Below are 23816 nucleotides of genomic sequence, written 5' to 3'. Positions count from 1 at the left end.
CTGCCACATCGTTGTGGAGGTATCGGAGACAGGCACGGGAGGCAGCCCTGTCGTGGCACAGTGGAGTGGTCGGTTCCCCTTAGAGTGGGGCCCCGATTCGCCCCTCACCGGGCACGACGAAAGGACGCGCATGGGCTTGCTGAGCGACATCCGTTCGCCCGAGGACGTCCGGGCGCTGACGCCCGGGCAGATGCCGGAGCTGGCCGAGGAGATCCGCCGGTTCCTGGTGGACAGCGTCTCGCGCACCGGCGGGCACCTCGGCCCCAACCTCGGTGTCGTCGAGCTGACCATCGCCCTGCACCGGGTCTTCGACTCGCCGCGCGACACCCTCGTGTTCGACACGGGCCACCAGTCCTACGTGCACAAGCTCCTGACCGGCCGCCACGACTTCTCCGACCTGCGCAAGCGCGGCGGCATGTCCGGCTACCCGAGCCGCGCGGAGTCCGAGCACGACGTCGTGGAGAACTCCCACGCGTCGACCGCCCTGTCCTGGGCCGACGGCATCGCCAAGGCCAACCAGGTGCGCGGCAAGGACGACCACGTCGTGGCCGTCATCGGCGACGGTGCGCTCACGGGCGGCATGGCCTGGGAGGCGCTGAACAACATCGCCGAGAGCCGGGACCGCAAGCTGGTCGTGGTCGTCAACGACAACGGCCGGTCCTACTCGCCGACCATCGGCGGGCTCGCGAACCACCTCGACACCCTGCGCACCACGCGCGGGTACGAGGCCTTCCTGAGCTGGGGCACGCGTGCCCTGCACCGCTCCGGGGCGCCCGGGCGCTTCGCGTGGCGCTGGCTGCACGGCCTGAAGAAGGGCCTCAAGGACGTCGTCGCCCCGCAGGGCCTGTTCGAGGACCTGGGCATCAAGTACATCGGGCCGGTCGACGGCCACGACACCGAGGCGCTCGAGCGCGCGCTCGGCCGCGCCAAGGCGTACGGCAGCCCCGTGATCGTGCACGCGATCACCGAGAAGGGCCGCGGCTACAAGCCCGCCGAGGACGACATCGCCGACCGGTTCCACGCCGTCGGCGTCATCCACCCCGAGACCGGGCTGCCCGTCGCCGCCAGCCGGTTCGGCTGGACCAAGGTCTTCGCCGACGAGATCGTCAAGATCGGCCGCCGCCGGTCCGACGTCGTCGCGATCACGGCCGCCATGCTGCACCCCGTGGGCCTCGCACCGTTCCAGGAGCAGTTCCCGGAGCGCACCTTCGACGTCGGCATCGCCGAGCAGCACGCCGCGACGTCCGCGGCGGGCATGGCCTTCGCCGGCCTGCACCCCGTCGTCGCCGTCTACGCCACGTTCCTGAACCGCGCGTTCGACCAGGTCCTGATGGACGTCGCCCTGCACAAGGCCGGCGTCACCTTCGTGCTGGACCGCGCCGGCATCACCGGCGACGACGGCGCCAGCCACAACGGCATGTGGGACATGGCCATGCTGCGCATCGTGCCCGGCCTGCGCCTGGCCGCCCCGCGCGACGAGACGACGCTGCGCGCCGCCCTGCGCGCCGCCGTCGACGTCGACGACGCGCCCACCGTGGTCCGCTACCCGAAGGGCGCCGTCGGGGACGACATCCCCGCGGTCGAGGAGCTCGACGGCGTGGACGTCGTGGGCCGGTTCGCCCCGGACGCGAACCGCGCCCAGGCCCCCGTGACCCGCAAGGTGCTCGTGGTCGGCGTGGGCTCCATGGCGGCCTGCGCCATGGAGACCGGCGCCGCGCTCGCGGCGCACGGCGTCGAGGCCACGGTGGCCTCCCCGACGTGGGTGCTGCCCGTGCCGGAGAACCTGGTCAAGCTGTGCGGCGAGCACGACCTCGTGGTCACGGTCGAGGACGGCGTGGTCGACGGCGGCGTGGGCGACATGCTGGCGCAGCGCGCGGGGGAGCAGGGCATCGGCACGCCGCAGGTGCACCTGGGCCTCCCGGTCCAGTTCCTGGACCACGCGAGCCGCGACCACATCGTCCGGGCGCAGCGCATGACCGCGGCGGACGCCACCCGGGACGCCCTCGCGGCGCTCGCACTGCTGTGACGAGCGCTGTGCCGGGCGAGGTGACGGGCGCGGTGACGACCACCAGGCGCACTGTCGGCGTCGAGGAAGAGCTCATGCTCGTGGGGCACGACGGTCGGCCGATCGCGCGCGCCCAGGACGTGCTCGGGACGGCGGAGCCGGACGACGGCCCGCTGGAGCACGAGTTCATGGAGGAGCAGATCGAGACGGCCACGCCGCCGCGCTCGACGCTGGAGGACGTCGCCGCGGCGATCCGCGAGGGCCGGGCCGGTGCGCAGGCGGCCGCCGAGCGGCACGACGCGCGCATCGCGGCCCTCGGCACGTCGCCGCTCGCGTTCGCCGGGACGACCGTCGGCAAGCTCCGCTACCTCCAGGCGCGCGCCGAGTTCGGCCTGACCGCCCGCGAGCAGCTCACCAGCGGCTGCCACGTGCACGTCTCCGTGGCCGACGACGCCGAGGGCGTCGCCGTGCTCGACCGCATCGGGCCGTGGCTCGCGCCGCTCCTGGCGCTGTCGGCGAACTCGCCGTACTGGATGGGCGACGACTCCGGCTACGCGAGCTTCCGCTCGCAGGTCTGGTCGCGCTGGCCCACGGCGGGCCCGACCCGGACCTTCGGGACGCCTGAGGCGTACCACGCGGCCGTCGCGAACCTGGTCGCGACCGGCACCATCCTCGACCAGGGGATGGTCTACTTCGACGCCCGCCTCTCGGCGCGCTACCCGACCGTCGAGATCCGGGTCGCCGACGTGTGCCTCTCGGCGGACACGGCGACGCTGCTGGCCGCGCTGGCCCGCGGCCTCGTCGAGACGGCGGCGCGGGCCGCGGCGTCCGGCGAGCCGCCGCCCGAGGCGCCCGTCGAGCTGCTGCGCACCGCCCTGTGGCGGGCGGGCCGCTCGGGGCTGTCCGGCGATCTCGTGGACCCGCGGACCTGGCGGCCGGCCCCGGCGCACGACGTCGTGGGCGCCCTCGTGGACCACGTCCGCGACGTCCTCGTGGACCTCGGCGACCTCGACACCGTGACCGAGCTGCTCGGCGGGCTCTGGGCCCGGGGCAACGGCGCGTCGCGCCAGCACGCCTGGGCGGCCCAGGCCGACGGCGACCTCGGCGTGGTGGCGCTGCACGCGGCGGACGCCACCCTGGAGTGAGCCCCGCACCTGGTGCGGCGACCGCCGGACTCCGGCCGGTCGTCGCACCGGGCCGCTCACCGGTAGTTGCCGGCCAGCTCCCGGGCCGGCTTGCGCGGCTCGGTGACCAGGACGGCAGGGTCGCAGCCGAAGAGCAGGGCGAGCGTTCCGAGCTGGTCCAGGGTCCAGGCGGTCCGGCCCCGGAACCGCTCGGACACGGCGGCCCGCGACAGCCCGACCTCGGCGGCGATCTGCCGCTGGCTCAGGCCCCGCCGCGCGGCCTCGAACCGGACGGCCCCCGCGCACACCAGCGCCAGGCCGTCGAGGTGCAGGGTCGGCGCCCGTCGCGGGGTGACCACGGGGGCCGTCACGTCGTCGTCGAGGTCGGGGTCGAGGGTGCCGTCGAAGAGCGGGTCCCGGTCCAGCGGGTCGTAGTTGGTGCGTGCCATGCGACCAGCCTGCCCCGCCGCGGGCGCCCGCGGAGCCTGTCCACAGGGTCGCCGTTCCCGGCCGCCGGACCGGGCCTTGTCCGGACCGGTCTGCGCGAGGGCGGACTCGAGCAACGAGTCTGCGGCACGGGGATCTCCGGGATCTCCGGTGTCTGCATCGGAGGCGCACGGTAGCGCCTCGGGGTGACGCACACCCGGGTGAGGGGTGTCGGGCCGGCTGAACTTCGCTCGTCTAGGCCCCGAGGAGTTCGGCCTGGGCGGACTGTTCGGCAGAGGCAGAATCGTCGGGGTCCCGATGGCCGAAGTTCACCGCGGCCGGCACCCCTCGTCCGGGCGTGGCTTGCCTCCGCCCGCGACACGCCGTCGGCTCCCGCGACACGCTGAAGGCCGAGGTACCCGGTCAGCCGTGCGGTCGGTGCCCTCGCGGCCGGCCGGGGACGGGGTCTCGATTTCAGGTTGCCCGCGCCCGGCGAGACCTGGAACGGTCGGGCGATGGACCTCGCCACCGCCTTCCCGCCGTTCGGGCTCCGGGTCACCAGCGGCGACCTCGAGCTGCGCCTGCCCGACGACGCCGACCTCGTCCGCCTGGCCGACGTCGCCGCGGCCGGCATCCACCCGCCGGAACGCAGCCCGTTCGTCGTCCCGTGGAACCTCGGCGCGCCGGACGAGGTGCGTCGCGGCTTCCTGCAGTTCCACTGGGCGTCGCGCGGCAAGGTCTCGCCCGAGGCCTGGGGGTTCGAGCTCGGGGTGTTCCGCGCCGGTGAGCCCGTCGGCGTGCAGGGCGTGGGCGCCAAGGCGTTCGCCGCGACCCGCTCCGCCGGGACCGGCTCGTGGCTCGGCCTGACGCACCACGGCCAGGGCATCGGGAAGCGCATGCGGCTGATGGCGCTGCACCTGCTGTTCGAGGGGTTCGACGCCGCCGTCGCCACGACCGAGGCATTCGACGACAACCCGGAGTCCAACGGCGTGACGCGGTCCCTCGGCTACGCGCCGAACGGCGTCGCGCTCGTGGACCGGCAGGGCACGGCGGCCACGGAGAACCGCTACCGGATGACCCGCGAGATGTGGGCGGCGCGCCCGGACCTGCACCGGCCCGACGTCACGCTCGTGGGCGTGGCGCCGGTCCGCGCGATGCTCGGCCTGGACGCGTAGCACCCTACTTCTTGGCGAGCGCCCACCAGATGATGCCGCCGATCAGGAGCAGGAAACCCAGCCCGCCGATCAGGAGGCCGAGCAGGAGGACGAGCCCGCTGCCGCCGATCCCGGCGACGCTCTCCGCGTTGAACGGGCCGCTCACGGCGATGCTCACGTCGTCGGTCGCCACCCGCGGGTCGACGACGATCGCGTGCGTACCCTCCTCGTCGGGCACCAGCACCCCGACGGGGTGCACCGTCCAGCCGTTGACCTCCAGCGAGCCGGACTGGTCCGGCCGGCTGATGCGCACGGGGCCGCTCGGTCCCTCGGCGCCCACCGACGAGGTGGGCAGGCCGGCCGACGCGTCCTGCGAGACCTCCAGGACGAGGTAGGCGCCCCGCTCCTCGACGTCGAAGGTCACGGGCGTGGTGGACGGCCCCAGGGCGAGCGCGTCGCTGCCGGCCGTCCCCTCGCTGGTGACGAGGTCCGTCGGCACCAGCTCGACGATGCCCCGGGCGGCCCCCGCGAAGCCCACGACGGCCACGATCACGCCCACCAGCAGGACGCCGATCGCGGCGAACGTGAGCACCTTGGGGCCGGTCCGCCGCGGCCGTGGCGCGGGGTACGGCCGGCCCCCGCCGGGTGCGGGCTGCGGCGGGACGGGGCCGGGTGCGGGCTGTTCCGGAGGAGGCGCGGACATGTTCGCATCGTCCCTCGGTGCCCGGGGACTGCAACCAGAGCCGCGAAGTTCACCCCGGCGGCCCGTCCCGGACCGCCTGCTCAGCCGTAGATGGTCTCGGCGTACTTCGGGCCGTAGTACGCGTCGAGCTCCTCGATGCTGGCGTCCTGGCGCTCCAGGGTCCGCGAGATGACCGCGCGGCGCGGCACCGACTCCTGCCCCCACGTCTCGGGGTCCCAGGTCCTCGAGCGCAGGAACGCCTTGGAGCAGTGGTGGAACACCTCGTCGACGTCCACCTCCAGCGCGAGCACGGGCACGTTGCGGCGCACCTGGAGCCCGGCGAGGTAGGGCGCGTCGCGCACGAGCCGGGCCCGGCCGTTGACGCGCAGCGTATCCCCACGGCCGGGGATCACGAAGATCAGGCCGACGTGCGGGTTGGCCAGCACGTTCAGGAACCCGTCGGTACGCCGGTTGCCCGGGCGCTCGGGGATCGCGATCGTGTGGTCGTCCAGCACCCGCACCAGCGACCCGGCCGGGTCGCCCTTGGGCGAGACGTCGAGGTTGCCCGCGGCGTCCGACGTCGCGACCAGGCACAGCGGCGCGGCCTCGAGCCACTGCCGGTCGAGCTCGTGCAGGGCCGGGCGGACCTTGCCCGCCGCCGCGCCGAGCGGCGGCGGGATGATCTCGCGGAGCTCCTCGACCGTCGTGACGGGCGTCCCGCCGAACTTGCTCTGCTCGTGGGTCATGGCCCCAACATAGCCCCGTCGTAAATGGGGCATGTCAGACCATCCGGGTACGCTCGCAGCGCCATGACCGAGCAGACGACCCTCCCCAGCCCTGCACCAGCCCCCGCCGTCGGCCCGCCGCGGCCGTGGAAGGCACGCGCGGCCCGCCGCGTCCTGGAGCAGGCCGAGTCCCTGCTCGACGACGCCCGGCTGCTCACCACCGCCGACCTCGGCCTGCGCGAGCGCGTGCGCGACGCGTACACGGCGACCCGTGAGGTCCGCGTCCACGCCGACCTGCGCACCGTCCCCGTCACGGCGCTGGAGGAGCGGCGCAAGAAGCTGCGCGTCGCCGTCCTGGAGAAGGCCGGCTACCGGCACGTCACGCAGGTGCTCGTCGCGGGGACCGACCGGCTGGTGGAGGCCGGCATCGGCGCGGGCACCGCCAAGCTCGCCACCGCCGCCGCCCGCGAGCTCGCCGACGAGGTCGACGCCGACCTGCGCTTCCGCATCGACGTCGACCCCGACGACCCGTACGCCACCGTGCTCGTCCAGTCCCTGTACGCGTTCGGCCTGGCCACCGACGCCCGGCACCGCCACCTCGACGAGGCACGCCGCGTGGCCGACGTCGTGCCCGCGCACCTCGGACCGGCGCGGCTCGCCACCAGCGTCTGGCGCCGGCTCGTCGCACCCGCCGACCGGAAGGCCGCCGCCCTCGCGGCCGTCGCGGCGCTCGCGGAGCAGGTGGAGGCCGCCCGCCTGACCGACGACGCGCGGGCGGTGCGCACCGCCGTCGGGCAGCCGCCGGAGGGCGGTGAGGTGTGGGCCGACTTCGAGGCGCGGTCCGCCGAGTACTACGGGCTGCTCTCCCAGGTCGTGGACCTCGGCGACGACCACGAGGCCGCGGAGGGCGGCCTGCCCGCCGACGTCGTGCGGCGCGTCGAGGCGCAACCCCTGGACCGGAGCCTGCTGCGGGCCAACCTGCGCGGCTACCAGCAGTTCGGGGCGAAGTACGCGCTGGTGCAGCGGCGCACGATCCTCGGCGACGAGATGGGGCTCGGCAAGACCATGCAGTCCATCGCGGTGGCCGCGCACCTGGTGGCCACGGGCGGCACGCACGTGCTGGTGGTGTGCCCCGCGAGCGTCGTGACCAACTGGAAGCGCGAGGTGGAGCAGCACTCCGACCTGCGGGCCGTGGTGCTGCACGGCACCGACCGGGAGCGGGCGGCGGAGGGCTGGATCGCGGACGGCGGCGTGGGCGTCACGACCTTCGAGGTGCTCGGCCGGCTCGACCTGCCCTACGACCTGCGGCCCGCGCTCATGGTCGTCGACGAGGCGCACTACGTGAAGAACCCCGAGACGCTGCGCGGCCGCGAGGTGCGGCGGTGGGCCGACCGGTCGGACCGCGTCCTGTTCCTGTCCGGCACCCCGATGGAGAACAAGGTCGCCGAGTTCAAGAACATGGTGGGCTACCTGCAGCCGGAGGTGGCGGGTCAGCTCGACCCGAACGCCGGCCTGTCGGGCGCCAAGGCGTTCCGCCGCATCGTCGCGCCCGCCTACCTGCGTCGCAACCAGGAGGACGTGCTCACCGAGCTGCCCGAGATGGTGCAGGTCGAGGAGTGGGAGCAGTTCGGCCCGGTCGACGGCGCCGCCTACCGCGACGCCGTGCTCGCCGGGAACTTCATGAAGATGCGCCGCGCCGCGTTCGCCGTCTCCGCGGCCGACGACTCCGCCAAGCTGGTCCGCCTGCGCGAGCTCGTCACCGAGGCGGTCGACGCCGGCCGCCGCGTCATCGTCTTCTCCTACTTCCTGTCGGTCCTGGAACAGGTGACGGACCTGCTCGGTGATCTCGCGATCGGTCCCCTGACCGGGTCCGTGCCCGTGGCGGAGCGGCAGACCATGGTGGACGCCCTGTCCGCGCCCGGCGGGCCGTCGGTGCTGGTCAGCCAGATCACCGCCGGGGGCGTCGGGCTCAACGTGCAGGCCGCGAGCGTCGTCATCTTCTGCGAGCCGCAGGTCAAGCCCACCATCGAGGCGCAGGCCGTCGCGCGCGCCCACCGCATGGGCCAGACCCGCACCGTCCAGGTGCACCGGCTCCTGGTCGAGCAGTCCGTGGACCAGCGGATGATGGAGATCCTCGGGTCCAAGTCGGCGCTGTTCGAGGAGTTCGCGCGGCAGTCCGAGATCACCGACGCCTCGCCGTCCGCGGTCGACGTGGCGGCGCCGGCAGAGGCCGCGTCGTCCGAGGCCACGCTGTCGCGCACCATCCTCGCCGAGGAGCAGGAGCGGCTGCTCCGCACACCGTGACACACACCATGAGATGACCCGTGGCCGCCCCTTTCGGTGTGATAACCGCTTCGTGTGGGATTGGGGTTCACTGACGGTGTGTCCACGTTGTCGTCACGCCGCCGCACGGCGCTCGCGCACACGATGTCGCCCGGACGGCTGCTGGCCGCGGAACGACACGTCGTGCCGTTCGTCGGCCGGCGCGCCGAGCACGCCTCGCTCGTCGTGTGGTGCACCAGCCCCGAACCGGTGGGGGTCCGGCTGGTCACGGGCCCGGGCGGAGTGGGCAAGACCCGGCTCGCCCGCGAGCTCGCCCAGCACATGGCCCGTGCCGGCTGGACCTGCCTGAACGTGCCCGACGGCGCCGAGCCGCGCGCCCTGGCCGCCGTCCCGGACGGCGCCCCGGCCCTCCTGCTGGTCGACGACGCCGACACGCGCGGGCCAGCGCTGGCCGCCCTGCTGGCCGACGCCGCCCGGGGCCGCAACGGCGCCCTGCGGATCGTGCTGGTCGCGCGGGCCGCGGGCCCGTGGTTCGACCGGGTCGCGGCGACCGGCCTGCCCGTCCGCGTGCTGCTGGAGGCCGGGCGGGCGCGCGAGGACCTCCCCGCCGCGGTGCTGCCCGGGCAGGTCGACGCGCGGGTCGTGGCCGCCTTCGTCGAGCCGTACGCGGACGCCCTGGGGCTGCCCGCGCCGCAGGTCTCGGTGGCCTCGGTCCCGGGCGGCGCCCGGATGCTCGACCTGCACGCGGCCGCGCTGTGCGCCGTCCTGCGCGCACAGGCGCACGGATCGCGAGGGCCCCGGGGTGCGCTGCCCGTCGACGTGTCCGACGCCCTCGACGAGCTGCTGGAGCACGAGCGCTGGACCTGGTACCGCTCCGCGGAGGAGGCCGGGCTGCTGGGCGAGGCGGGCCTGCTGCCGGAGGCCCTGGACGGCCTCGTCGCCGCGGCGACCCTCACCGGCGTGCGGACGGCGGACGCGGCGGAGCGCCTCGTGCGTCGCGTCGCCGCCGTGCTGCCGGGCGTGCGGCCCGGCGCGGAGCACGACGTCGGCCGGTGGCTGCTCGACCTGGACCCGCACCGGGCGCTGCCGGCCCGCCTGGTGGACCCCCACCTGCTGGCGGAGCTCACGGACGTGCCCGAGCTGCTCGGCGCGTGCCTGGCCGGGGCCGGCGCGCCCGCGGTGCGGCGGTCGGCGCTGCGCACGGCCGGGATCGTCGTGGACCGCCTCGACGGACGCACCGGCGACCTGGACGCCGCCCTGGACCTGCTCGGCGCGGCGGTCGCGGCACTCCCCGCGGACGCCGACACGCTGCGCACCGTCACGGGCGTGCTCCCGCGTCCGTCGCTCACGCTCGGCGAGCTGCGCGCCGAGGTCACGCTGCGCACGCTCGCCGCCACCGGGCGCGACGACGTCGCCCGCCGCGCCGAGGCCCTGGCCGACGCCGGGCTCACGCTGGGCGACGTGGGCCGGGCCGCCGACGCCGAACCGTACGAGCGGGAGGCGGTCGGCCTGCTCCGCGAGGCGGCCCAGGCCGACCCGCAGGGGTACCGGCACCGGCTGGCGGCCGTGCTGGCGCACCTCGGCGCGACCTGCGCGGCCCAGGGCCGCCCGGCCGACTCGCTGCCCTGCCAGGAGGAGGCCGGCAGCCTGCTCCGCCTCGTCGCGGCCGCCCACCCGGACGCGGTCGCGTTCGACCTGGCCGCGGCGGAGACGGCCGCGGCGGCGACCCGCGCCGGGCTGGGGCAGCCGCTGGTCGCCCTCGGGCCGGGCCGCGCGGCGGTCGCGCTGTGGCGCGAGCTCGCCCGCCGCGGCCCCGAGCGGTGCGCCGCGCCCCTGGCCCGCGCGCTCACCGAGGTGGCGCGCCGGCTCCTGGAGCTGGGCCGGGGCGCGGAGGCGCAGGCCCCCGCGGAGGAGGCGCTGGAGCTCCGGCGCCGCCTCGTGGCGGCCGCCCCGGACACGCACCTGCCCGGCCTCGGCGACGCGCTGGAGGTGCTCGGGAGCGTGCTGACCGCGCAGGGACGGGCCGAGGAGGCGACGGCACACCTCGTGGACGCCGTCGCCGTCCGCCGGCGGACCGCCCAGGAGAACCCGGGGCGCTACCTGGCGGACCTCGCCCGCTCCCTCCAGGCGCTGGGCGTCCGGCGCTCCGACGCGGGCCGGTGGGAGGAAGGGCGCGAGCTCCAGCAGGAGGCCGTCGAGGTGCTGCGGCGTCTCGCGGCGGAGGACCCGGGACGGTACGTCCCCGAGCTGGCCGAGGCGCTGTCGGCCCTCGGCGTCACCCACTCCCGGCTGCACCGGTCGCAGGAGGCGCTCGACGCGGAGCACGAGGCGACCAGGACGTGGCGCGGCCTGGCGGACGCCGACCCGCACCGGTACCGGGCCCGGCTCGCCCAGTCGCTGAGCAACCTGGGCGCGCTCCTCGCCGTCCTCCGGCTCGGCGACGAGGCGGTCGAGCTGGTGCGCGAGGCCGTCGCCCTGCTGCGGGAGCTCCTGGCCGAGAACGCCGCGAAGTACCGGCCGCGGCTCGTGGAGGCGCTGCGGACGCTGGCGCTCGCGCTCCACGACCAGGAGCGGTTCGACGAGGCCCGGCGGGCGCGGGCCGAGGCGCTGGAGCTCGGGGGACTGGTCGCGGCGTAGGGGTGGCGACCGGACCTCCTTGTCCGAAAACGGCTAGACTTTACTAATTCATTGCCCTATCCTGGCGGCCCTGGCGCCGGGAGCTGTGACGCCAGCAGGTGCGCGGCTCGCGGAGATGCTGGGGTGGTCCACATGCGGCACGGAAAGCCTGGACGGTGAGGGGCGACGGGCGGTTGGCCCAGGGCGGTCTGGTCGTGGTGGCGCTGGGTGTTGCATCCAACCTCGCTCTGACCTTCGTCCCGGACGTCGTTCCTGAGGTTGCAGCGGAAGTCATCGTCTACTGCATGACCGCCGTGGTCATCGTCGTGGCACCGCTCTGGGTCTACCGTGAGCTGGTCGAGTCATCCCGTCGGCTCGAGGCGGACCGGCGCCGCATGCGTGGCATCGAGGCGGTCGGCGGGGACTACAGCCGGGAGTCGGACGTCCACGACGTCTGGAGTGCCGCGAGGGAGCGTGTGGTGTGCTTCGGCGTCGGGCTCACCGCGGTCACGAGGGATGTCGACCTCATCGTCGAGGCGACGCGGCGTGGTGTGCACGTGGACTTCGTGATGGTTGACCCGCACTGGTTGCGTACCCAGCGGCGGTTCCGCGCGCTGATGGACGACTTCTACGACGAGTCCGCCTTCGCCGACCGCGTGGAGAGGGCGTACCTGACGATCAGGTCGCTGGAGCGGCGGCTCGGCGCCGAAGGCGCTGAGGGAGTGGTGCGCCTGCACACCTACCGGGCGTGGGTCCAGCACAGCGCGACGATCGCGGACCCCTGGTCGGACGAACCGAAGGGCTACATGGAGTTCCACGTGTTCCGCCGCCGGTCGGCGTGGATACGCCTCGTCGCCTCCGGGTTCGAGGGGCCGCGGGGCAACCGGCCCTACGTGTCGCACATCTTGGGGGAGCTCGACCGCCTGCTGGGCTACCAGCTCGCAGGCGCCGGAGCGAGGTGAACGCCGCCCGACGCGTCGACGGCGTGCTGTCCCTGCCGGGTTGATGTGGCACGATCCAGTGATGTCTCTGGACCGAGTGGCCCTGATCAGCGACGTCCACGGAAATCTGACCGCGCTCGACGCGGTGCTCGACGACATCGAACGGCGCGGCGTCGACCAGATCATCAATCTTGGCGACTTCGTCGGCAAGGGTCCACGGGGCAGCCAGGTCGTGGATCGGTGCGAGAGTGCCTGTGACGTCAACGTCCGCGGAAACTGGGACGACTTCCTCCCTGTCCTGGTCGACGAGTCGTCGCCGGCGATGGCCTGGTGGCGCGACGAGCTGCGAGCGGACCAGCGCGACTGGCTCCGGGCCCTTCCCCTGAGCCACGACCTGTTGATCAGCGGGCGTCACATCCGGCTGTTCCACGCGTCGGCGACCAGCCCGCACGTACGGGTCCATGCGCATCACACGGTGGACGAGTTCGACGGCATGTTCGCCAACACGCCGATGACGGGGGCTGGACCGGTCCCCTCCATGGTCGGCTACGGCGACATCCACGAGACGTTCGTCGAGGTCGCCGACGGCCGGACCTTGTTCAACGTCGGGAGCGTCGGCAACCCGCTGGACGAGCCGGTGCCGAGCTACGTCGTGCTCGAAGGGTCGATCGCGGAGAGCAGCCCGGCGCCGTTCGGGATGCAGATCGTCCGCGTGCCGTACGACGTCGAGTCGGAGATCTCGACGGCGACCAGGCTCGGCATGCCGGAGCTCGAGCCGTACGCCGTCGAGCTCCGGACGGCGCTCTACCGCGGCAGGCAACCGTCCCGGGCGTGAGGGCGGCACCACGACGGGTCCCGGGATGACCACGAACCGCCGTCGGGTCAGCCGGTCCTGGTCGCCACGAGGTCCGACCAGAGCTTCTCAGGCCGTCCCGGGTCCGGCGACACGTGCTCCTCGATCGCCCATGTCTCGCCTCGACGGCTCCTGGAGACCCGTCGGACCAGGCCGTGGAACGAGTCCTGGGTGTAGTGGTTGCGCCAGCGCACGTCACTGAGCGGCCGGCCGGGGCCTGGACCCTCGTCGTCCTTGGCTCGGGGCCCCTGTGAGTCGTACGCCTCGACCGTCGTGGAGATGACCGCGCACCCCCCGGGCCGCACGTGCGCCAGGAGAGCGTCGGTGATCGCGCCGTCCAGCGGATCTGGGAAGAGATGGACGAAGGCCGTGGCCAGCACGAGGTCGAACAGCGGGTCCTCGGGGACCCAGGTGCAGAAGTCGTGGCGGACGAAGGTGGGCCGGTTGTCGAGGCCGGTGTCTCTCGACGTTGCGCGGGCGGCACTGATCATCAGCGGGCTGAAGTCGAGCCCGGTGACTTCGTAACCCTGCTTGGCGAGATAGAGGGAGTTGGTCCCGACCGCGCAGCCGACGTCGAGCGCCCGCGTGCCGGGACGGTCGCTCAGCGTGGTCAGGATCGGCAGGAGCCACGTGTCGGCGCCGACGAAGCGGTCCGGGGCACGATCCCGGTAGTGGTCGACGTGGACCTCGTACGCGGCTTGGTTCATGGCTTGGACATGGGACTCGTGCTCCGAGAGCAGAATCACTTCGACAGGCATGGGTGCTCCTGACCGCTCTTCCTACCAAAGACTCCGCTGGGGACGGCCTGCTTTCGAAGCTGTTCATAAAGAACGGTCTGTTCGGCGCGGTCCGTTCGGAGCGAGATGGCTGGATCCTGCCATGTGCGGTCCGAGAAGTGCCAGCCCGAGAATGCCATTGAACTGAAGGTATTCTCCGTGTTCACAGGTGAATGCGGTGGAGACCGGCGCGCATGCCTCTGACCTGCATTTTCAAGGGAAGAGGGCGTCGCTGGCGGCGCCGGTGCTACTGATGGATACACAGTGACCACGGGATCCTCACGCGAAGTAATGCGTGTGGCTTGGTCTGTTTCACCAAAAGCCGACAGGGTGAAATTTCGTTACCGGCAATCCCTCACGGCGAGCCTGTAGCGCGGCCGTGGAGCCGCTGAAGTTCGTTCTGCACTTTCAATGACCGGTATGTCCGAAAGGCGAACGTGGCGCGGATTTCCGGACATCTTCCGACTGGGGAGAAAAGAATCACCACCCAATATCGAAACCCGCACCGATTCGACTGGACTCGGGGCCTCGGGACGCGCAAGACTGGTCGTGTGAACGAGATCACATTGGAAACCCAAGCCGACAGTCCGCACGAGGACCTCACCACGCTCGAAGCCGCGCGGTTGCTGGGAGTCTCGAAGCTGCACGTCATCGACCTTCTCGAGGCCGGTGAGATCGACTACCACATGGTCGGTGCAGACCTGATGTTCAGCGCCGCGGAGATCGAGTCGTACAAGTTCGACCGGGAGCACCGCGACACGGAGTCTCTCGTATCCGCATGACCCCCGCGTGGCGGACGACGCCCTGGCGTGTCCGCTGACGCAGTGCGTGCTCCGCGAACCTGCGGCCCCACGCACCTGACGCCTGAGCGCACGTTCATCACCTGCGAACGTGCGCTCTTGTCATGTCCAGGCCAGCGGCTCCAGGTCGCGTGGCCCCTCGGCGATCAGGTCCGCGATCGTGGCGGCCGCGACCGGCCGCCCGCCCCATGCGTCGACGCCGACGTTGATCTGCCGGCCCCGCTGCCGCCAGGTGTCGTGCACGTGGCCGTGCACCACCCAGCCGCCGCGGTCCGCGAGCCGGTACTCGACGAACCGGTCCGCGCCGTGCGAGTCGCCCTCGAAGGGGAAGTGGGACAGCTCGAACGTGTGGCCGTCCGCCGTGACCGGCCCCGGCCGGTCGTGGATCTCGGCGAAGCCGGCCGCCAGGTAGCGCTCGCGTTCCTTGGTCCGACGCCGCTCGCGCGCCTCGGGCTCGCCCGTGCGCAGGGAGCGGTCGCCCGCCCAGCAGCGGTCGTGGTTGCCCGGCACCAGGATCTTGCGTCCCGCGAGCCGCCCGATGTTGGCGAGGGACTCGTCGAGGGCGCCCAGGGCGACGTCGCCCAGCACCCACACGGTGTCGTCGTCGGTGACGGTCTCGTTCCAGAGCTGTACGAGCCGGGCGTCCATGGCGCCCACGCCGGGGAACGGGCGGTCGCAGAACCGGATGATGTTGAGATGTCCGAAGTGCAGGTCGGACGTGTAGTACGTAGTCATGTCGGAACGTATTCAACCGGTCCCGTGCCGCCGAGGGAACTCCTATTCGGCGCCACGGGACCGGCGGGTCCGCTCGTCAGCGGTCAGCGGTCAGTGGTCATACGTCCAGGTGCAGAACCCGCCGCTGGCGGTGAAGCTCACCTTGTCGACCTCGTTGCCGAGCCAGCCCTGCACGATGCCGTCCGAGCGGGTGGCCGTGATGTAGTCGCCCTTCGGGAGGGTGACCGTCGTGCTCGGGTGCGTCAGCGAGTAGGCGCTGCACTCGGGGTCCTCGCCCTCCGGGACGTACTCGCAGTCGTCGCACGCCTCGATCTCGACCACGCCGGTCGCGGGACCGGTGTAGACCATCTCGAACTCGTCGGGGCTGTAGTTGTAGACGGTCAGCGTGATCGTGCCCTCGGGCTCGTCGCGGGCCGGCACCTTGACGCCCGCCCTGGGGTCCACCAGGGCGATGCTCGCGGCGATCTGGACCCGCTCGGCGTAGTCGGCCTCCTTGGCCCTCGGGTACGACTCGAGCAGCCCGGCCAGGTTCTGGGCCGACGCCGCGTACTGCCTGCGCTCGAGCTGCTGCACGCCGCACCTCAGCAGCCCGGCCGGCACCTGCGTGCGCGCCTTGTCCGCCAGGGCGCTGACCTTGCCCGAGTCGAAGCCGGCGAGAAAGCCCGTCGACCCCGTCACGTGGACCGTGTCGTCGCAGCCGTCCTTGCCGGCCAGGTCCTTGAGCAGCCCGTCGCGCCACTTCTCGAGGTCGCCGGGCAGCGCGGCGGCCGGGTCGCTGACCGGGTGGTCGGTCAGGAGCTCGGTGAGGTGCTTCTTCGCGGTGGGGAACTGGCCGAGGTCGGCAGAGCGCAGGCCGCAGTCGTGCAGGGCGCCCGGCATGTCGGCCTCGGCGACGCGCTGCAGCGGCCCGGGGGTGCCCGGCTCGGCGTAGTGCCGCACCACGGTCAGCGCGTTGCACGCGTCCTCGCCCTTGGCCTGCGCGTACAGGTCGTCGACGAGCCCGGGGACCCGGTCGGCGGCGCGGGTGCCGGGGTACTCGTCCGCCGTCCGCACGTACGTCGCATACGCGGCGTCGTACTCGTCCCGGAACGGCCCGAACACCGAGCCGGCCCCCTGCAGGCTCTCGTGGGCCTGGTCGAGGTCGTAGGCGAGGTACTCCTCCAGCACCTCGTGCTGCGTCACCACGTAGCCGGCGAACAGCAGCGGCACGACGGCGAGCGTCGCCCACGCGACCCGGCCGGCGACGCGCGGCGACCAGACGGTCCGGCGTCGGGTCGCGTGCCGTGCCCGCCGTCGGGCGAGGAGGGCGGCGTCCAGCGCGAGCACGGCGAGCGCGCCCACGTAACCCACCGCCCACCAGACGGCGATCGGGTCGCGCCCGATCGGCAGCGCCACCCAGGCGAGCCCCGCGGTCGCCGCCAGCGCGACCACCAGGCGGACCCACGCCCGCAGGTGCAGGTAGCCCAGCCCGAGTCCGCTCAGGTTGAGCAGGGCGGCGGTCAGCGGCCGGGCCGACGGCGGCAGGTCGCCCGGGTCCGCGGACGCGTCGGGCGCCCCGGTCGGGCCGCCGGGCTCGTCCGCCCCGGGCGACCCCTCGGGCGTCCCTTCGGACGTCGTGCCGGAGGGCGTCTCGGACGCCGCGGCGGACGAGGCCGGGGCCGGCGCCGCACCCGGGACGGCAGCCCGCGCCGCCGCCTCGGTCAGCAGCTCGGAGACGGTGTCGTCGGTCGCGTCGGTCGCGTCGGTCGCGTCGGGCTCGTCGGACGTCGCGCCGGACGGTTCCTCGTCCGAGGCCCTCCCCGGTGCGGTATCGGTGCTCATACGCCGGGATGCTAGGGCCGACGGCCGGGCGAAAAGCCCGAAAACGCCTGGTTGGCCGGGTGATTTGTTCGCTGAGTCCGAACTGTGACGAGCAGGCTCGTCGGATGAGCCATGATCGGCAGGTGGACCTCGCCGTCGATCTCAGCAACCGCACCGGACGTACCGACGCGATCTACCGCGCCCTGCACGCCGCGCTCACCACGGGCCGCGTGCCGGCGGGGGAGCGGCTGCCGTCGACCCGCGACCTCGCGCAGGACCTCGGCGTCTCGCGCGCCAGCGTCGCCACGGCGTACGAGCGGCTCGTCGCGGAGGGCTTCCTGGAGACGCGAACGGGCGCCGGGACGTTCGCGACCGCGGCCGCGCGCGACGCGGTGCCCGCCCGGCGGCGCAGCCCCGGTGTGCTGCGGCCGCGCGCGGGCTGGCGGTGGACCGTGCAGCCCGCCAGCGGCGACGTGCCGGCGCCCGCCCACGACTTCCGCGTGGGCATCCCGGACGCGAGCCTCTTCCCGTTCGACACGTGGCGGCGGCTGCTGGCGGCCGAGTCCCGCGCGGGCGGGGCCGCGGCGGGCTCCTACGGCGGCCCGGCGGGCCTGCCCCGGTTCCGCGCGGCCGTGGCCCGCTACGTGTCGGGGGCCCGCGGGGTCAGCGCCGGGCCCGACGACGTCCTCGCCACGACCGGCGCCCAGCAGGCGCTCGACCTGGTGGCGCGGGTGCTGCTCGAACCGGGGGACGTCGTCGCCGTCGAGGACCCGGGGTATCCCGAGGCGCGGGAGCTGTTCGCGCTGCACGGGGCCCGGGTGGTGCCCGTGCCGGTCGACGAAGAGGGCCTGGTCGTCGACAAGATCCCCGCGCGTGCGCGGCTGGTCTACACCACGCCGTCGCACCAGTTCCCGCTCGGCATGCCGCTGTCGCTCGCCCGGCGCCGCGCCCTCCTGGCGCACGCCGCGCGGCACGACGCCGCGGTGGTCGAGGACGACTACGACAGCGAGTTCCGCCGCGCCCGCCGTCCGCTCGAGTCCCTGCAGGCCCTGGACCGGGACGGCCGGGTGATCTACGTGGGCACCTTCTCGAAGTCGCTGCTGCCGGGCCTGCGCGTGGGCTACCTGGTGGCGCCGCCGTCGCTGTGCGAGGCGCTGCTCGCCGCGCGCCAGCTCACCGACGGGCACGGGGCCGTGCACGTTCAGGGCGCGCTCGCGCGCCTCATCGACGACGGCCTGCTCGCCCGGCACGTCCGCAAGGCGTCCGCGGTCTACGCCGAGCGGACCGAGATCCTCCTGGACGCGCTGGCCGGGCTGCCGGTCGAGCCCGTCCCCGCCGCGGCGGGGCTGCACGTCGCGGCCTACCTCGCCGACGCCGCCCCGCTGACCTCGACCGCGCTGGTGACCCGCGTCCGGCGGAAGTCCGTCGCCCTGGACTCGCTGGCCTCCTTCGCGACCGGTCCCCACCGGGACGGCCTCGTGCTCGGCATCGGCGCGGCGGTCACGAGCTCGATCCGGCCAGGCATCCAGGCTCTGGGTCGCCTGCTGGAGCCGTGACGGGCGCGTCGACAGCCGTAGCGGCGGGCACCGGGACGGCCACGGCGGTGCGCGCCCGGCGCCGGCGCCAGGCGGTCCAGGCGAGCCCCCCGAGGGCGGCGACCACGGGCCCGGTCATGTGGGCGCCGGTCATCACGAGCAGGCCGAGCGCGGCCACCAGGGACACGGCCGCGCACCACCAGGCCGCGCCCCAGCGGGGCAGCAGCCGCAGCGCCGCCGCGGTCCCCACCACGTAGAGCAGGGAGAACGTCGCGGTCGCCATGAGCAGGATCGCGTCGGTGGACTGGTGCGTCGCGGCGAGCACCGCCGTCGTGCCGAGCGCGACGACCGTGATGAGGGCCAGGGAACGCCGCGGGGTGCGGCCCGGGGCGCCGGCGAGCCAGCCCGGCAGGGCACCGTCCCGCGCGAGGGCCGCCCCCATCCGGCTGCCGCCCGCGAAGTAGACGTTGATGGCGCCCACGGTCAGCAGCACCGCCACCACCGTGGTGACCGGCCGGGCGTGCTCGCCGAACCCGAGCACCAGCAGGTCGGACAGCGGCGCGGGGCCCGGGGCGGGCCCGAGCACCGCGACCGTGGCGAACGCGACGCCGAGGTACAGCACGCCGACCACGGCCACGGCGACGGCCGTGGCCCGCGGGATGTCCCGGGACGGGTGCCGGTACTCCGCGGAAAGCGAGCCCAGGATCTCCCAGCCGGCGAACGCCCAGACCAGCAGCGCCGCCGCGGAGCCGACCGCGCCCCACCCGTGCGGGGCGAACGGCGTGAGGTTGCCCGGCTGCGCGTGCGGCAGCGCCACCACCACGGCCACGGCCAGCAGCAGCGCCACCGAGCCCGCGATGACGAGCTGCGCCGTGCCGGAGACGCGCAGGTCGAACCAGTTCATGACGGCGCACACCGCGATGATGGCCACCGTCGTGACCAGGGCGGTGCCGGCCCCGCCGCCGGTGGCGTCCGCGACGTAGGCGCCCGCGAAGCCCGCCGCGGCGGGCGCGCCCACGCCGATGGTCGCGTAGAACGCCCAGCCGACCATCGTGGACGCCCGCTCGCCGAACGCGAGCCGGGCGTAGGTGGCCACGCCGCCGCCGTCGGGGTGGCGAGCACCGAGGGCGGCGAACGTCGTGGCGAGCGGGATCGAGAGGAGCACGAGCCCCGCCCACGCCACGAGCGAGGCCGGACCGGCCACGCCGGCGGCGAGGGCCGGGAGCGAGATGACGCCGGTGCCGAGCATGGCGCCGAGGGTGAGCGCCGCGCCCTGGGGGACGCTGAGACCGTTCTGCATGGTCTCGACCCTAGGCGCGCGGTGGACCGGCGAACGGTCCGATATCGGGTCAGTCGTTCAGTCCGCTCGTCGCCGGGGCCAGACCCGCCGGGGCGCGCGCCAGGTCGCGCAGGCGGAGCAGACCCGTCGTGGTCGCGATGACGAACACGCGGTCGCCCGGGTTCAGCGGCCGGCCCTGCGAGGGTTCGAACATGCGCCCGCCGCCGCCGCTCGAGTGGGTCACCGAGTCGAACGCCAGCAGGCGGCTGCGGGTCGCGTCGGCCTCGTCGAAGGTGACGTCGCTGCTGTGCGCCCCGTCGAGGGCGCTGCCCCGCTCGACCAGGATCTCGGCGAGCACGAGCACGCGGTCCCGGTACGGGATGGTGGCCTTGACCTCCTGGCCGATCATCGCGGCCGCGAAGGACGGCGCGGCCAGGAACGACGAGCTGAGCCCCACCGAGTCCGGGATCTCGCGCCGGATCCGCCGGGCCAGGTCCCGGTCGAACACCCGCAGGACGGTGCGCAGGCTCGCCGGCGCGTCCTTCGCCCGGGGGATCGAGCGGGCCGCGAAGCTGATCCCGATGGTCGTGGCGCCGCCGCTCGTGACCACGACGATCGCCTGCGCGGCCCCGACGTACGCGCCGCGCAGGGTCGTGGCCCGCCGGGCGTCGCCGATCACCACCGGCACGTCCCGGGCGCGCGCCACGGCGATGCCGCGAGCCGACTCGTCGACGTCGACCGCGATCACCGGCACGCCGCGCCGGTCCAGGGAGCGCACGATGCGGGTGCCGAGGTCACCCATGCCGACGACGACCACGTGGTCGGACATCGCGTGCAGCGGGGAGCCGGTGTCGAGCAGTCGCTGGGTGCGCACCACGCCGTCGACCACCACACCCGTGACCCAGGGGATGACGGCGACGCTCACGACCGTCAGCGCCACCTGCGTGACCTTCACGACCGGGTGCGCGTCGTGGTCGGGGTCGCTGCCGGCCAGGGAGGGCAGCACCGCCTCGTACAGGGCCCCCAGCAGCGAGGCGCCGGTGGCCAGCTTGATGGTCACGGCCCCGACGAGCACCACCACCAGGAGCACCCCTGCGGCGAGCAGGAGGTTCCGCCCGGACGTGAGCGCCAGGGTCCGCAGGTACTCGCCGAAGCGGCGGCGCCGGTGCGGGTCGACCTCGTCCTCGTCGGGCTCCAGCTCCGCCCGGACCTCCGGCAGCACGTCGTCCTCGCCGGCGTCCGCCAGGAGCACCTTGGGCGTGAGCGCCGCCAGCTCGCCCTCGCTCGGCAGGGCCACCACCGTGTCGGCCCCGTCGGTCGCGAACAGGACCATGCGGGTGGGCAGGGACGGCTCCTCGTCCGAGACGGTGACCAGACGCCGGTGCCGCACCGGCAGCCGCACCTGGCGCCGCAGCGCCGCGCCCACGATCTCGGGCGCGGCGAACGCCGACGACGACAGGACCGTGCAGCGGTCGTGCTCCAGGTGCCGGCCCAGCGACTCGTCGAAGATGCGCACCACGACGTGCAGCGCGGGCCAGGTCTCGCGCAGCAGGAGCGCGAGGGCCACGTTGCCGCCGTCGTCCTGGTCCACGAGAGCGGCCGCGGCGGCCCGGTCGGCGCCCGCCGCCCGGAGGGCCTTCTCGTCGACGCGCTCGGCCCCGAGGACGTCCACGCCGTCGAGCACGGCCATCTCCTGGGCGTACCGCGACGTGCGGTCGGGCACCAGCACGGTGACCGTACCCCGGAAGCGGGTGCTCAGCGCCCGGGTGAGGCGGAAGGCGAGGGGACCGTCGCCGACGACGACGTAGTGCGCGCGCGTGACCGGTCCGGCGGCTGTCATGGTCGCAGAGCGTAGCGGGACCCTCCGACACCGGGCGCACACCGTGCGCGCCGGTACCGGAGGGTCCCGGTGGTCCTGCTCAGCCCTGCGAGGAGAGGGGCACGTTCGCCACGCCGTCCGGCAGGAAGCGCCGGCCCAGGACCTTCTCGCTGTAGCCGGTGCGGTCCAGGTACGGCGTGATGCCGCCCGTGTGGAAGCCCCAGCCGGCGCCGAGGATCATGGCGAGGTCGATCTGCTGCGGCCCGGGCACCACGCCCTCCTCGAGCATGAGGCCGATCTCGGTGGTCAGGGTGGTGAGCACCGCGTCGAGCACGCCGTCGCCGTCGAGCACGACCTCGCCGTGGCGGCCGGTCCCGCCCGCGACGAGGGCCTCGCCGAACACGGCCTGGATGGCCGGGTCGACGGGCTTGGGCAGGCCCTTGGCGGGCGCGTCGAGCACCACGCGGGTGCCGTCGGCCACGAGCTTCTGCAGCCCGGGGGAGGCCGGGATGCGGTCGCCCAGGTCCTCGCGCAGCGAGGTGAGCACGTGCAGGCCGACGGCGGGGCCGACCAGGTCCAGCAGCTCGAACGTCGGCATGGGGAAGCCGAGCGGCGCGAGCGCGCGGTCCGCGACGTCGACGGGCGTGCCGTTCTCGATGGCGTCCATGACCTTGCCCATCACCAGCAGCAGCAGGCGGTTGACGACGAAGCCCGGGCGGTCGCCCGACAGCACCGCGGTCTTGCGCAGCTTCTTGGTGATCGCGAACGCCGTGGCCAGGGCCTCCTGCGACGTCTTGTCGGCGTTGATCACCTCGACCAGCGGCATCTGGGCCACGGGGTTGAAGAAGTGGATGCCGACCACGCGCTCCGGGTGGGCCAGGTCGGCCGCCATCTCGGTGACGGACAGCGCCGAGGTGTTGGTCGCCAGGATGGTCTCGGGGGCGATGACGCCCTCCAGCTCGGCGAACACCTTCTTCTTGAGCCCCATCACCTCGGTGACGGCCTCGATCACGAAGTCGCACGAGGCGAACTCGCCGAGGTCCGTCGTGCCCGAGACCGAGGCGACGATGCGGGTGGCGGCCTCCGGCGTCAGGCGCCCGCGCCCGGCCAGCTTCTCGGCCGTCTCGCGGACGAAGGACAGGCCCTTGTCCACGCGCTCCTGGTCGAGGTCGCGCATGACGACGGGCACGCCGAGGCGCTGGGCGAAGAGGAATGCCATCTGGGCGGCCATCAGGCCGGCGCCCACCACGCCGACCTTGGTGACCGGCCGCGCGAGCTGCGGGTCCGGCGCGCCCACCGGCTTCTTGCCGGCGCCCACCAGGTTGAACGCGTAGATGCTGGCGCGCATCTCGTCGGACATGATCAGGTCCGCGAGGGCCTCGTCCTCGGCCGCGAACGCGTCCGCCTTCGAGGCGTTGCGGGCGGCGGCGATCAGCTCCAGCGCGCGGCCCGGGGCCGGGCGCGAGGTACCGACCACGGCGTCGAGCTGGGCCTTCGCGGCGCCGACGACGGCGTCCCACACGGGCTGGGGGTCGAGCTCCCGGCGGGGCACCTCGATCTCGCCCGTGACCACCTTGGCGGCCCAGATGATGGACTGCTCCAGGAAGTCGGCGGCGTCGAACTGCGCGTCGACCAGGCCGATCTTGAGGGCCTCGGCGGGCTTGAAGGGCTTGTTGGCGGCCGGGCGGGTCAGGATGACCTCGACGGCCTTCTCCACGCCGACCAGGCGCGGCACCAGGTAGGCGCCGCCCCAGCCGGGCACCAGGCCGATGCCGGTCTCCGGCAGGCCGAGCGCGGCGGCGTCGGACGCCACGGTGCGGTAGTCACAGTTCAGGGCGACCTCGAGGCCACCGCCGAGCGCGAGGCCGTTGACGAACGCGAACGTCGGCACGCCCGTGGTGGCCCGCAGGTCGCCCAGGATCGTGTACGCGGCGTGGCCCATGCGGCCCAGCTCGACGGCCTCGGCGTGGCCGTTCAGGGAGGTGACGCCCTTGAGGTCGGCGCCCGCGGCGAGGAAGTACGGCTTGCCGGTGACGCCGACGGCGGCGAGCTCGCCGGCCTCGGCGCGGGTGCGGACGACCTCCAGGGCTGCCCTGAGCTCGGCCATGCCGGCCGGCCCGAGCGTGTTCGGCTTGGTGTGGTCCAGGCCGTTGTCCAGCGTGACCAGCGCGAGGACGCCGGCGCCGCCGGGCAGGGTGACGTCACGGACGAGCGAGTGGGTGACGCGCTCCGCCGGAGCGTTGGGGGTGGTGGTCTCAGGCAC

The 23816-nt window shown here is 74.0% G+C and carries 18 protein-coding genes; 9 read left to right on the top strand and 9 right to left on the bottom strand.

Translation table 11 applies throughout. The features are described 5' to 3' along the window. Positions 1–130: 130 nt before the first annotated feature. Together dxs and ACH45N_RS19135 are read left to right on the top strand one after the other, a co-directional pair. Positions 131–2026: a 1-deoxy-D-xylulose-5-phosphate synthase gene (dxs, locus tag ACH45N_RS19140; RefSeq protein ID WP_397396695.1), complete on the top strand. Its 1896-nt coding sequence runs from the start codon at positions 131–133 to the stop codon at positions 2024–2026. Positions 2027–2058: 32 nt separating this feature from the next. Continuing rightward, complete coding sequence (locus tag ACH45N_RS19135) at positions 2059–3150, top strand: glutamate--cysteine ligase (RefSeq protein ID WP_397396693.1); 1092 nt, start codon at positions 2059–2061, stop codon at positions 3148–3150. Between the two features lie 56 nt (positions 3151–3206). On the opposite strand, the gene ACH45N_RS19130 is transcribed toward ACH45N_RS19135, so the two are convergent. Beyond that, positions 3207–3578 carry a helix-turn-helix domain-containing protein gene (locus ACH45N_RS19130; protein ID WP_397396691.1) on the bottom strand — a complete coding sequence of 124 codons (372 nt, stop codon included), beginning with the start codon at positions 3576–3578 and terminating at the stop codon, positions 3207–3209. 492 nt (positions 3579–4070) lie between these two features. On the opposite strand from ACH45N_RS19130, the gene ACH45N_RS19125 reads away from it, so the two are divergent. Then, complete coding sequence (locus tag ACH45N_RS19125) at positions 4071–4730, top strand: GNAT family N-acetyltransferase (protein WP_397396689.1); 660 nt, start codon at positions 4071–4073, stop codon at positions 4728–4730. Between the two features lie 4 nt (positions 4731–4734). Here ACH45N_RS19125 and ACH45N_RS19120 read toward each other — a convergent pair whose 3' ends face one another. Together ACH45N_RS19120 and ACH45N_RS19115 are read right to left on the bottom strand one after the other, a co-directional pair. Further along, positions 4735–5412 carry a hypothetical protein gene (locus tag ACH45N_RS19120; RefSeq protein WP_397396687.1) on the bottom strand — a complete coding sequence of 226 codons (678 nt, stop codon included), beginning with the start codon at positions 5410–5412 and terminating at the stop codon, positions 4735–4737. Positions 5413–5492: 80 nt separating this feature from the next. Then, on the bottom strand, positions 5493–6137 hold the full coding sequence (locus tag ACH45N_RS19115) for an MSMEG_1061 family FMN-dependent PPOX-type flavoprotein (RefSeq protein WP_397396685.1): 645 nt from the start codon (positions 6135–6137) through the stop codon (positions 5493–5495). 63 nt (positions 6138–6200) lie between these two features. Here ACH45N_RS19115 and ACH45N_RS19110 point away from each other — a divergent pair, with 63 nt between their 5' ends. The 4 genes from ACH45N_RS19110 (at position 6201) to ACH45N_RS19095 (ending at position 12791) form a co-directional block, all read left to right on the top strand. Then, complete coding sequence (locus ACH45N_RS19110; RefSeq protein WP_397396683.1) at positions 6201–8420, top strand: DEAD/DEAH box helicase; 2220 nt, start codon at positions 6201–6203, stop codon at positions 8418–8420. A gap of 78 nt (positions 8421–8498) precedes the next feature. Beyond that, positions 8499–11036, top strand: a complete 2538-nt coding sequence (locus ACH45N_RS19105; RefSeq protein WP_397396681.1) for a tetratricopeptide repeat protein — start codon at positions 8499–8501, stop codon at positions 11034–11036. A gap of 284 nt (positions 11037–11320) precedes the next feature. Then, complete coding sequence (locus ACH45N_RS19100) at positions 11321–11977, top strand: hypothetical protein (protein ID WP_397396679.1); 657 nt, start codon at positions 11321–11323, stop codon at positions 11975–11977. A 61-nt stretch (positions 11978–12038) separates the two neighbouring features. Then, positions 12039–12791 (top strand): metallophosphoesterase family protein, encoded by a 753-nt coding sequence (locus tag ACH45N_RS19095; RefSeq protein WP_397396677.1) that lies wholly within the window; start codon positions 12039–12041, stop codon positions 12789–12791. A gap of 47 nt (positions 12792–12838) precedes the next feature. Here ACH45N_RS19095 and ACH45N_RS19090 read toward each other — a convergent pair whose 3' ends face one another. Beyond that, entirely contained in the window at positions 12839–13567 is a 729-nt protein-coding gene (locus tag ACH45N_RS19090) for a class I SAM-dependent methyltransferase (protein ID WP_397396675.1), read from the bottom strand. Positions 13568–14136: 569 nt separating this feature from the next. Here ACH45N_RS19090 and ACH45N_RS19085 point away from each other — a divergent pair. Continuing rightward, entirely contained in the window at positions 14137–14367 is a 231-nt protein-coding gene (locus ACH45N_RS19085; protein ID WP_397396673.1) for a helix-turn-helix domain-containing protein, read from the top strand. Between the two features lie 120 nt (positions 14368–14487). On the opposite strand, the gene ACH45N_RS19080 is transcribed toward ACH45N_RS19085, so the two are convergent. Next, positions 14488–15120 (bottom strand): metallophosphoesterase, encoded by a 633-nt coding sequence (locus ACH45N_RS19080; RefSeq protein WP_397396671.1) that lies wholly within the window; start codon positions 15118–15120, stop codon positions 14488–14490. Positions 15121–15210: 90 nt separating this feature from the next. After that, positions 15211–16941, bottom strand: coding sequence for a hypothetical protein (locus ACH45N_RS19075; protein WP_397396669.1), 1731 nt, complete (start codon positions 16939–16941; stop codon positions 15211–15213). A gap of 104 nt (positions 16942–17045) precedes the next feature. Here ACH45N_RS19075 and ACH45N_RS19070 point away from each other — a divergent pair, with 104 nt between their 5' ends. Beyond that, positions 17046–18476 carry a PLP-dependent aminotransferase family protein gene (locus tag ACH45N_RS19070; RefSeq protein ID WP_397396667.1) on the top strand — a complete coding sequence of 477 codons (1431 nt, stop codon included), beginning with the start codon at positions 17046–17048 and terminating at the stop codon, positions 18474–18476. Here ACH45N_RS19070 and ACH45N_RS19065 read toward each other — a convergent pair. The 3 genes from ACH45N_RS19065 to ACH45N_RS19055 form a co-directional block, all read right to left on the bottom strand. After that, positions 18421–19755 carry an APC family permease gene (locus tag ACH45N_RS19065; RefSeq protein ID WP_397396665.1) on the bottom strand — a complete coding sequence of 445 codons (1335 nt, stop codon included), beginning with the start codon at positions 19753–19755 and terminating at the stop codon, positions 18421–18423. The genes ACH45N_RS19070 and ACH45N_RS19065 overlap by 56 nt on opposite strands. Positions 19756–19804: 49 nt before the next feature. After that, a complete protein-coding gene (locus ACH45N_RS19060) occupies positions 19805–21574 on the bottom strand; it encodes a potassium channel family protein (RefSeq protein WP_397396663.1) in 1770 nt (589 codons plus the stop codon). 79 nt (positions 21575–21653) lie between these two features. Beyond that, entirely contained in the window at positions 21654–23816 is a 2163-nt protein-coding gene (locus tag ACH45N_RS19055; protein ID WP_397396661.1) for a 3-hydroxyacyl-CoA dehydrogenase NAD-binding domain-containing protein, read from the bottom strand.

Source organism: Promicromonospora sp. NPDC019610 (assembly GCF_044389365.1).
In the GTDB taxonomy this organism is placed as follows: domain Bacteria; phylum Actinomycetota; class Actinomycetes; order Actinomycetales; family Cellulomonadaceae; genus Promicromonospora.
Note: the sequence above shows the minus strand (reverse complement) of the source record. Positions and strands in the feature narration are given on the sequence as shown.

What these genes read in the sequence shown, in the direction of transcription:
- dxs (WP_397396695.1), top strand. Translation starts at nt 131, where the DNA reads ATGGGCTTGCTGAGCGACATCCGTTCGCCCGAGGACGTCCGGGCGCTG.
- ACH45N_RS19130 (WP_397396691.1), bottom strand. Translation starts at nt 3,578, where the DNA reads ATGGCACGCACCAACTACGACCCGCTGGACCGGGACCCGCTCTTCGAC.
- ACH45N_RS19125 (WP_397396689.1), top strand. Translation starts at nt 4,071, where the DNA reads ATGGACCTCGCCACCGCCTTCCCGCCGTTCGGGCTCCGGGTCACCAGC.
- ACH45N_RS19120 (WP_397396687.1), bottom strand. Translation starts at nt 5,412, where the DNA reads ATGTCCGCGCCTCCTCCGGAACAGCCCGCACCCGGCCCCGTCCCGCCG.
- ACH45N_RS19115 (WP_397396685.1), bottom strand. Translation starts at nt 6,137, where the DNA reads ATGACCCACGAGCAGAGCAAGTTCGGCGGGACGCCCGTCACGACGGTC.
- ACH45N_RS19110 (WP_397396683.1), top strand. Translation starts at nt 6,201, where the DNA reads ATGACCGAGCAGACGACCCTCCCCAGCCCTGCACCAGCCCCCGCCGTC.
- ACH45N_RS19100 (WP_397396679.1), top strand. Translation starts at nt 11,321, where the DNA reads ATGACCGCCGTGGTCATCGTCGTGGCACCGCTCTGGGTCTACCGTGAG.
- ACH45N_RS19095 (WP_397396677.1), top strand. Translation starts at nt 12,039, where the DNA reads ATGTCTCTGGACCGAGTGGCCCTGATCAGCGACGTCCACGGAAATCTG.
- ACH45N_RS19090 (WP_397396675.1), bottom strand. Translation starts at nt 13,567, where the DNA reads ATGCCTGTCGAAGTGATTCTGCTCTCGGAGCACGAGTCCCATGTCCAA.
- ACH45N_RS19080 (WP_397396671.1), bottom strand. Translation starts at nt 15,120, where the DNA reads ATGACTACGTACTACACGTCCGACCTGCACTTCGGACATCTCAACATC.
- ACH45N_RS19075 (WP_397396669.1), bottom strand. Translation starts at nt 16,941, where the DNA reads ATGAGCACCGATACCGCACCGGGGAGGGCCTCGGACGAGGAACCGTCC.
- ACH45N_RS19070 (WP_397396667.1), top strand. Translation starts at nt 17,046, where the DNA reads ATGAGCCATGATCGGCAGGTGGACCTCGCCGTCGATCTCAGCAACCGC.
- ACH45N_RS19065 (WP_397396665.1), bottom strand. Translation starts at nt 19,755, where the DNA reads ATGCAGAACGGTCTCAGCGTCCCCCAGGGCGCGGCGCTCACCCTCGGC.
- ACH45N_RS19060 (WP_397396663.1), bottom strand. Translation starts at nt 21,574, where the DNA reads ATGACAGCCGCCGGACCGGTCACGCGCGCGCACTACGTCGTCGTCGGC.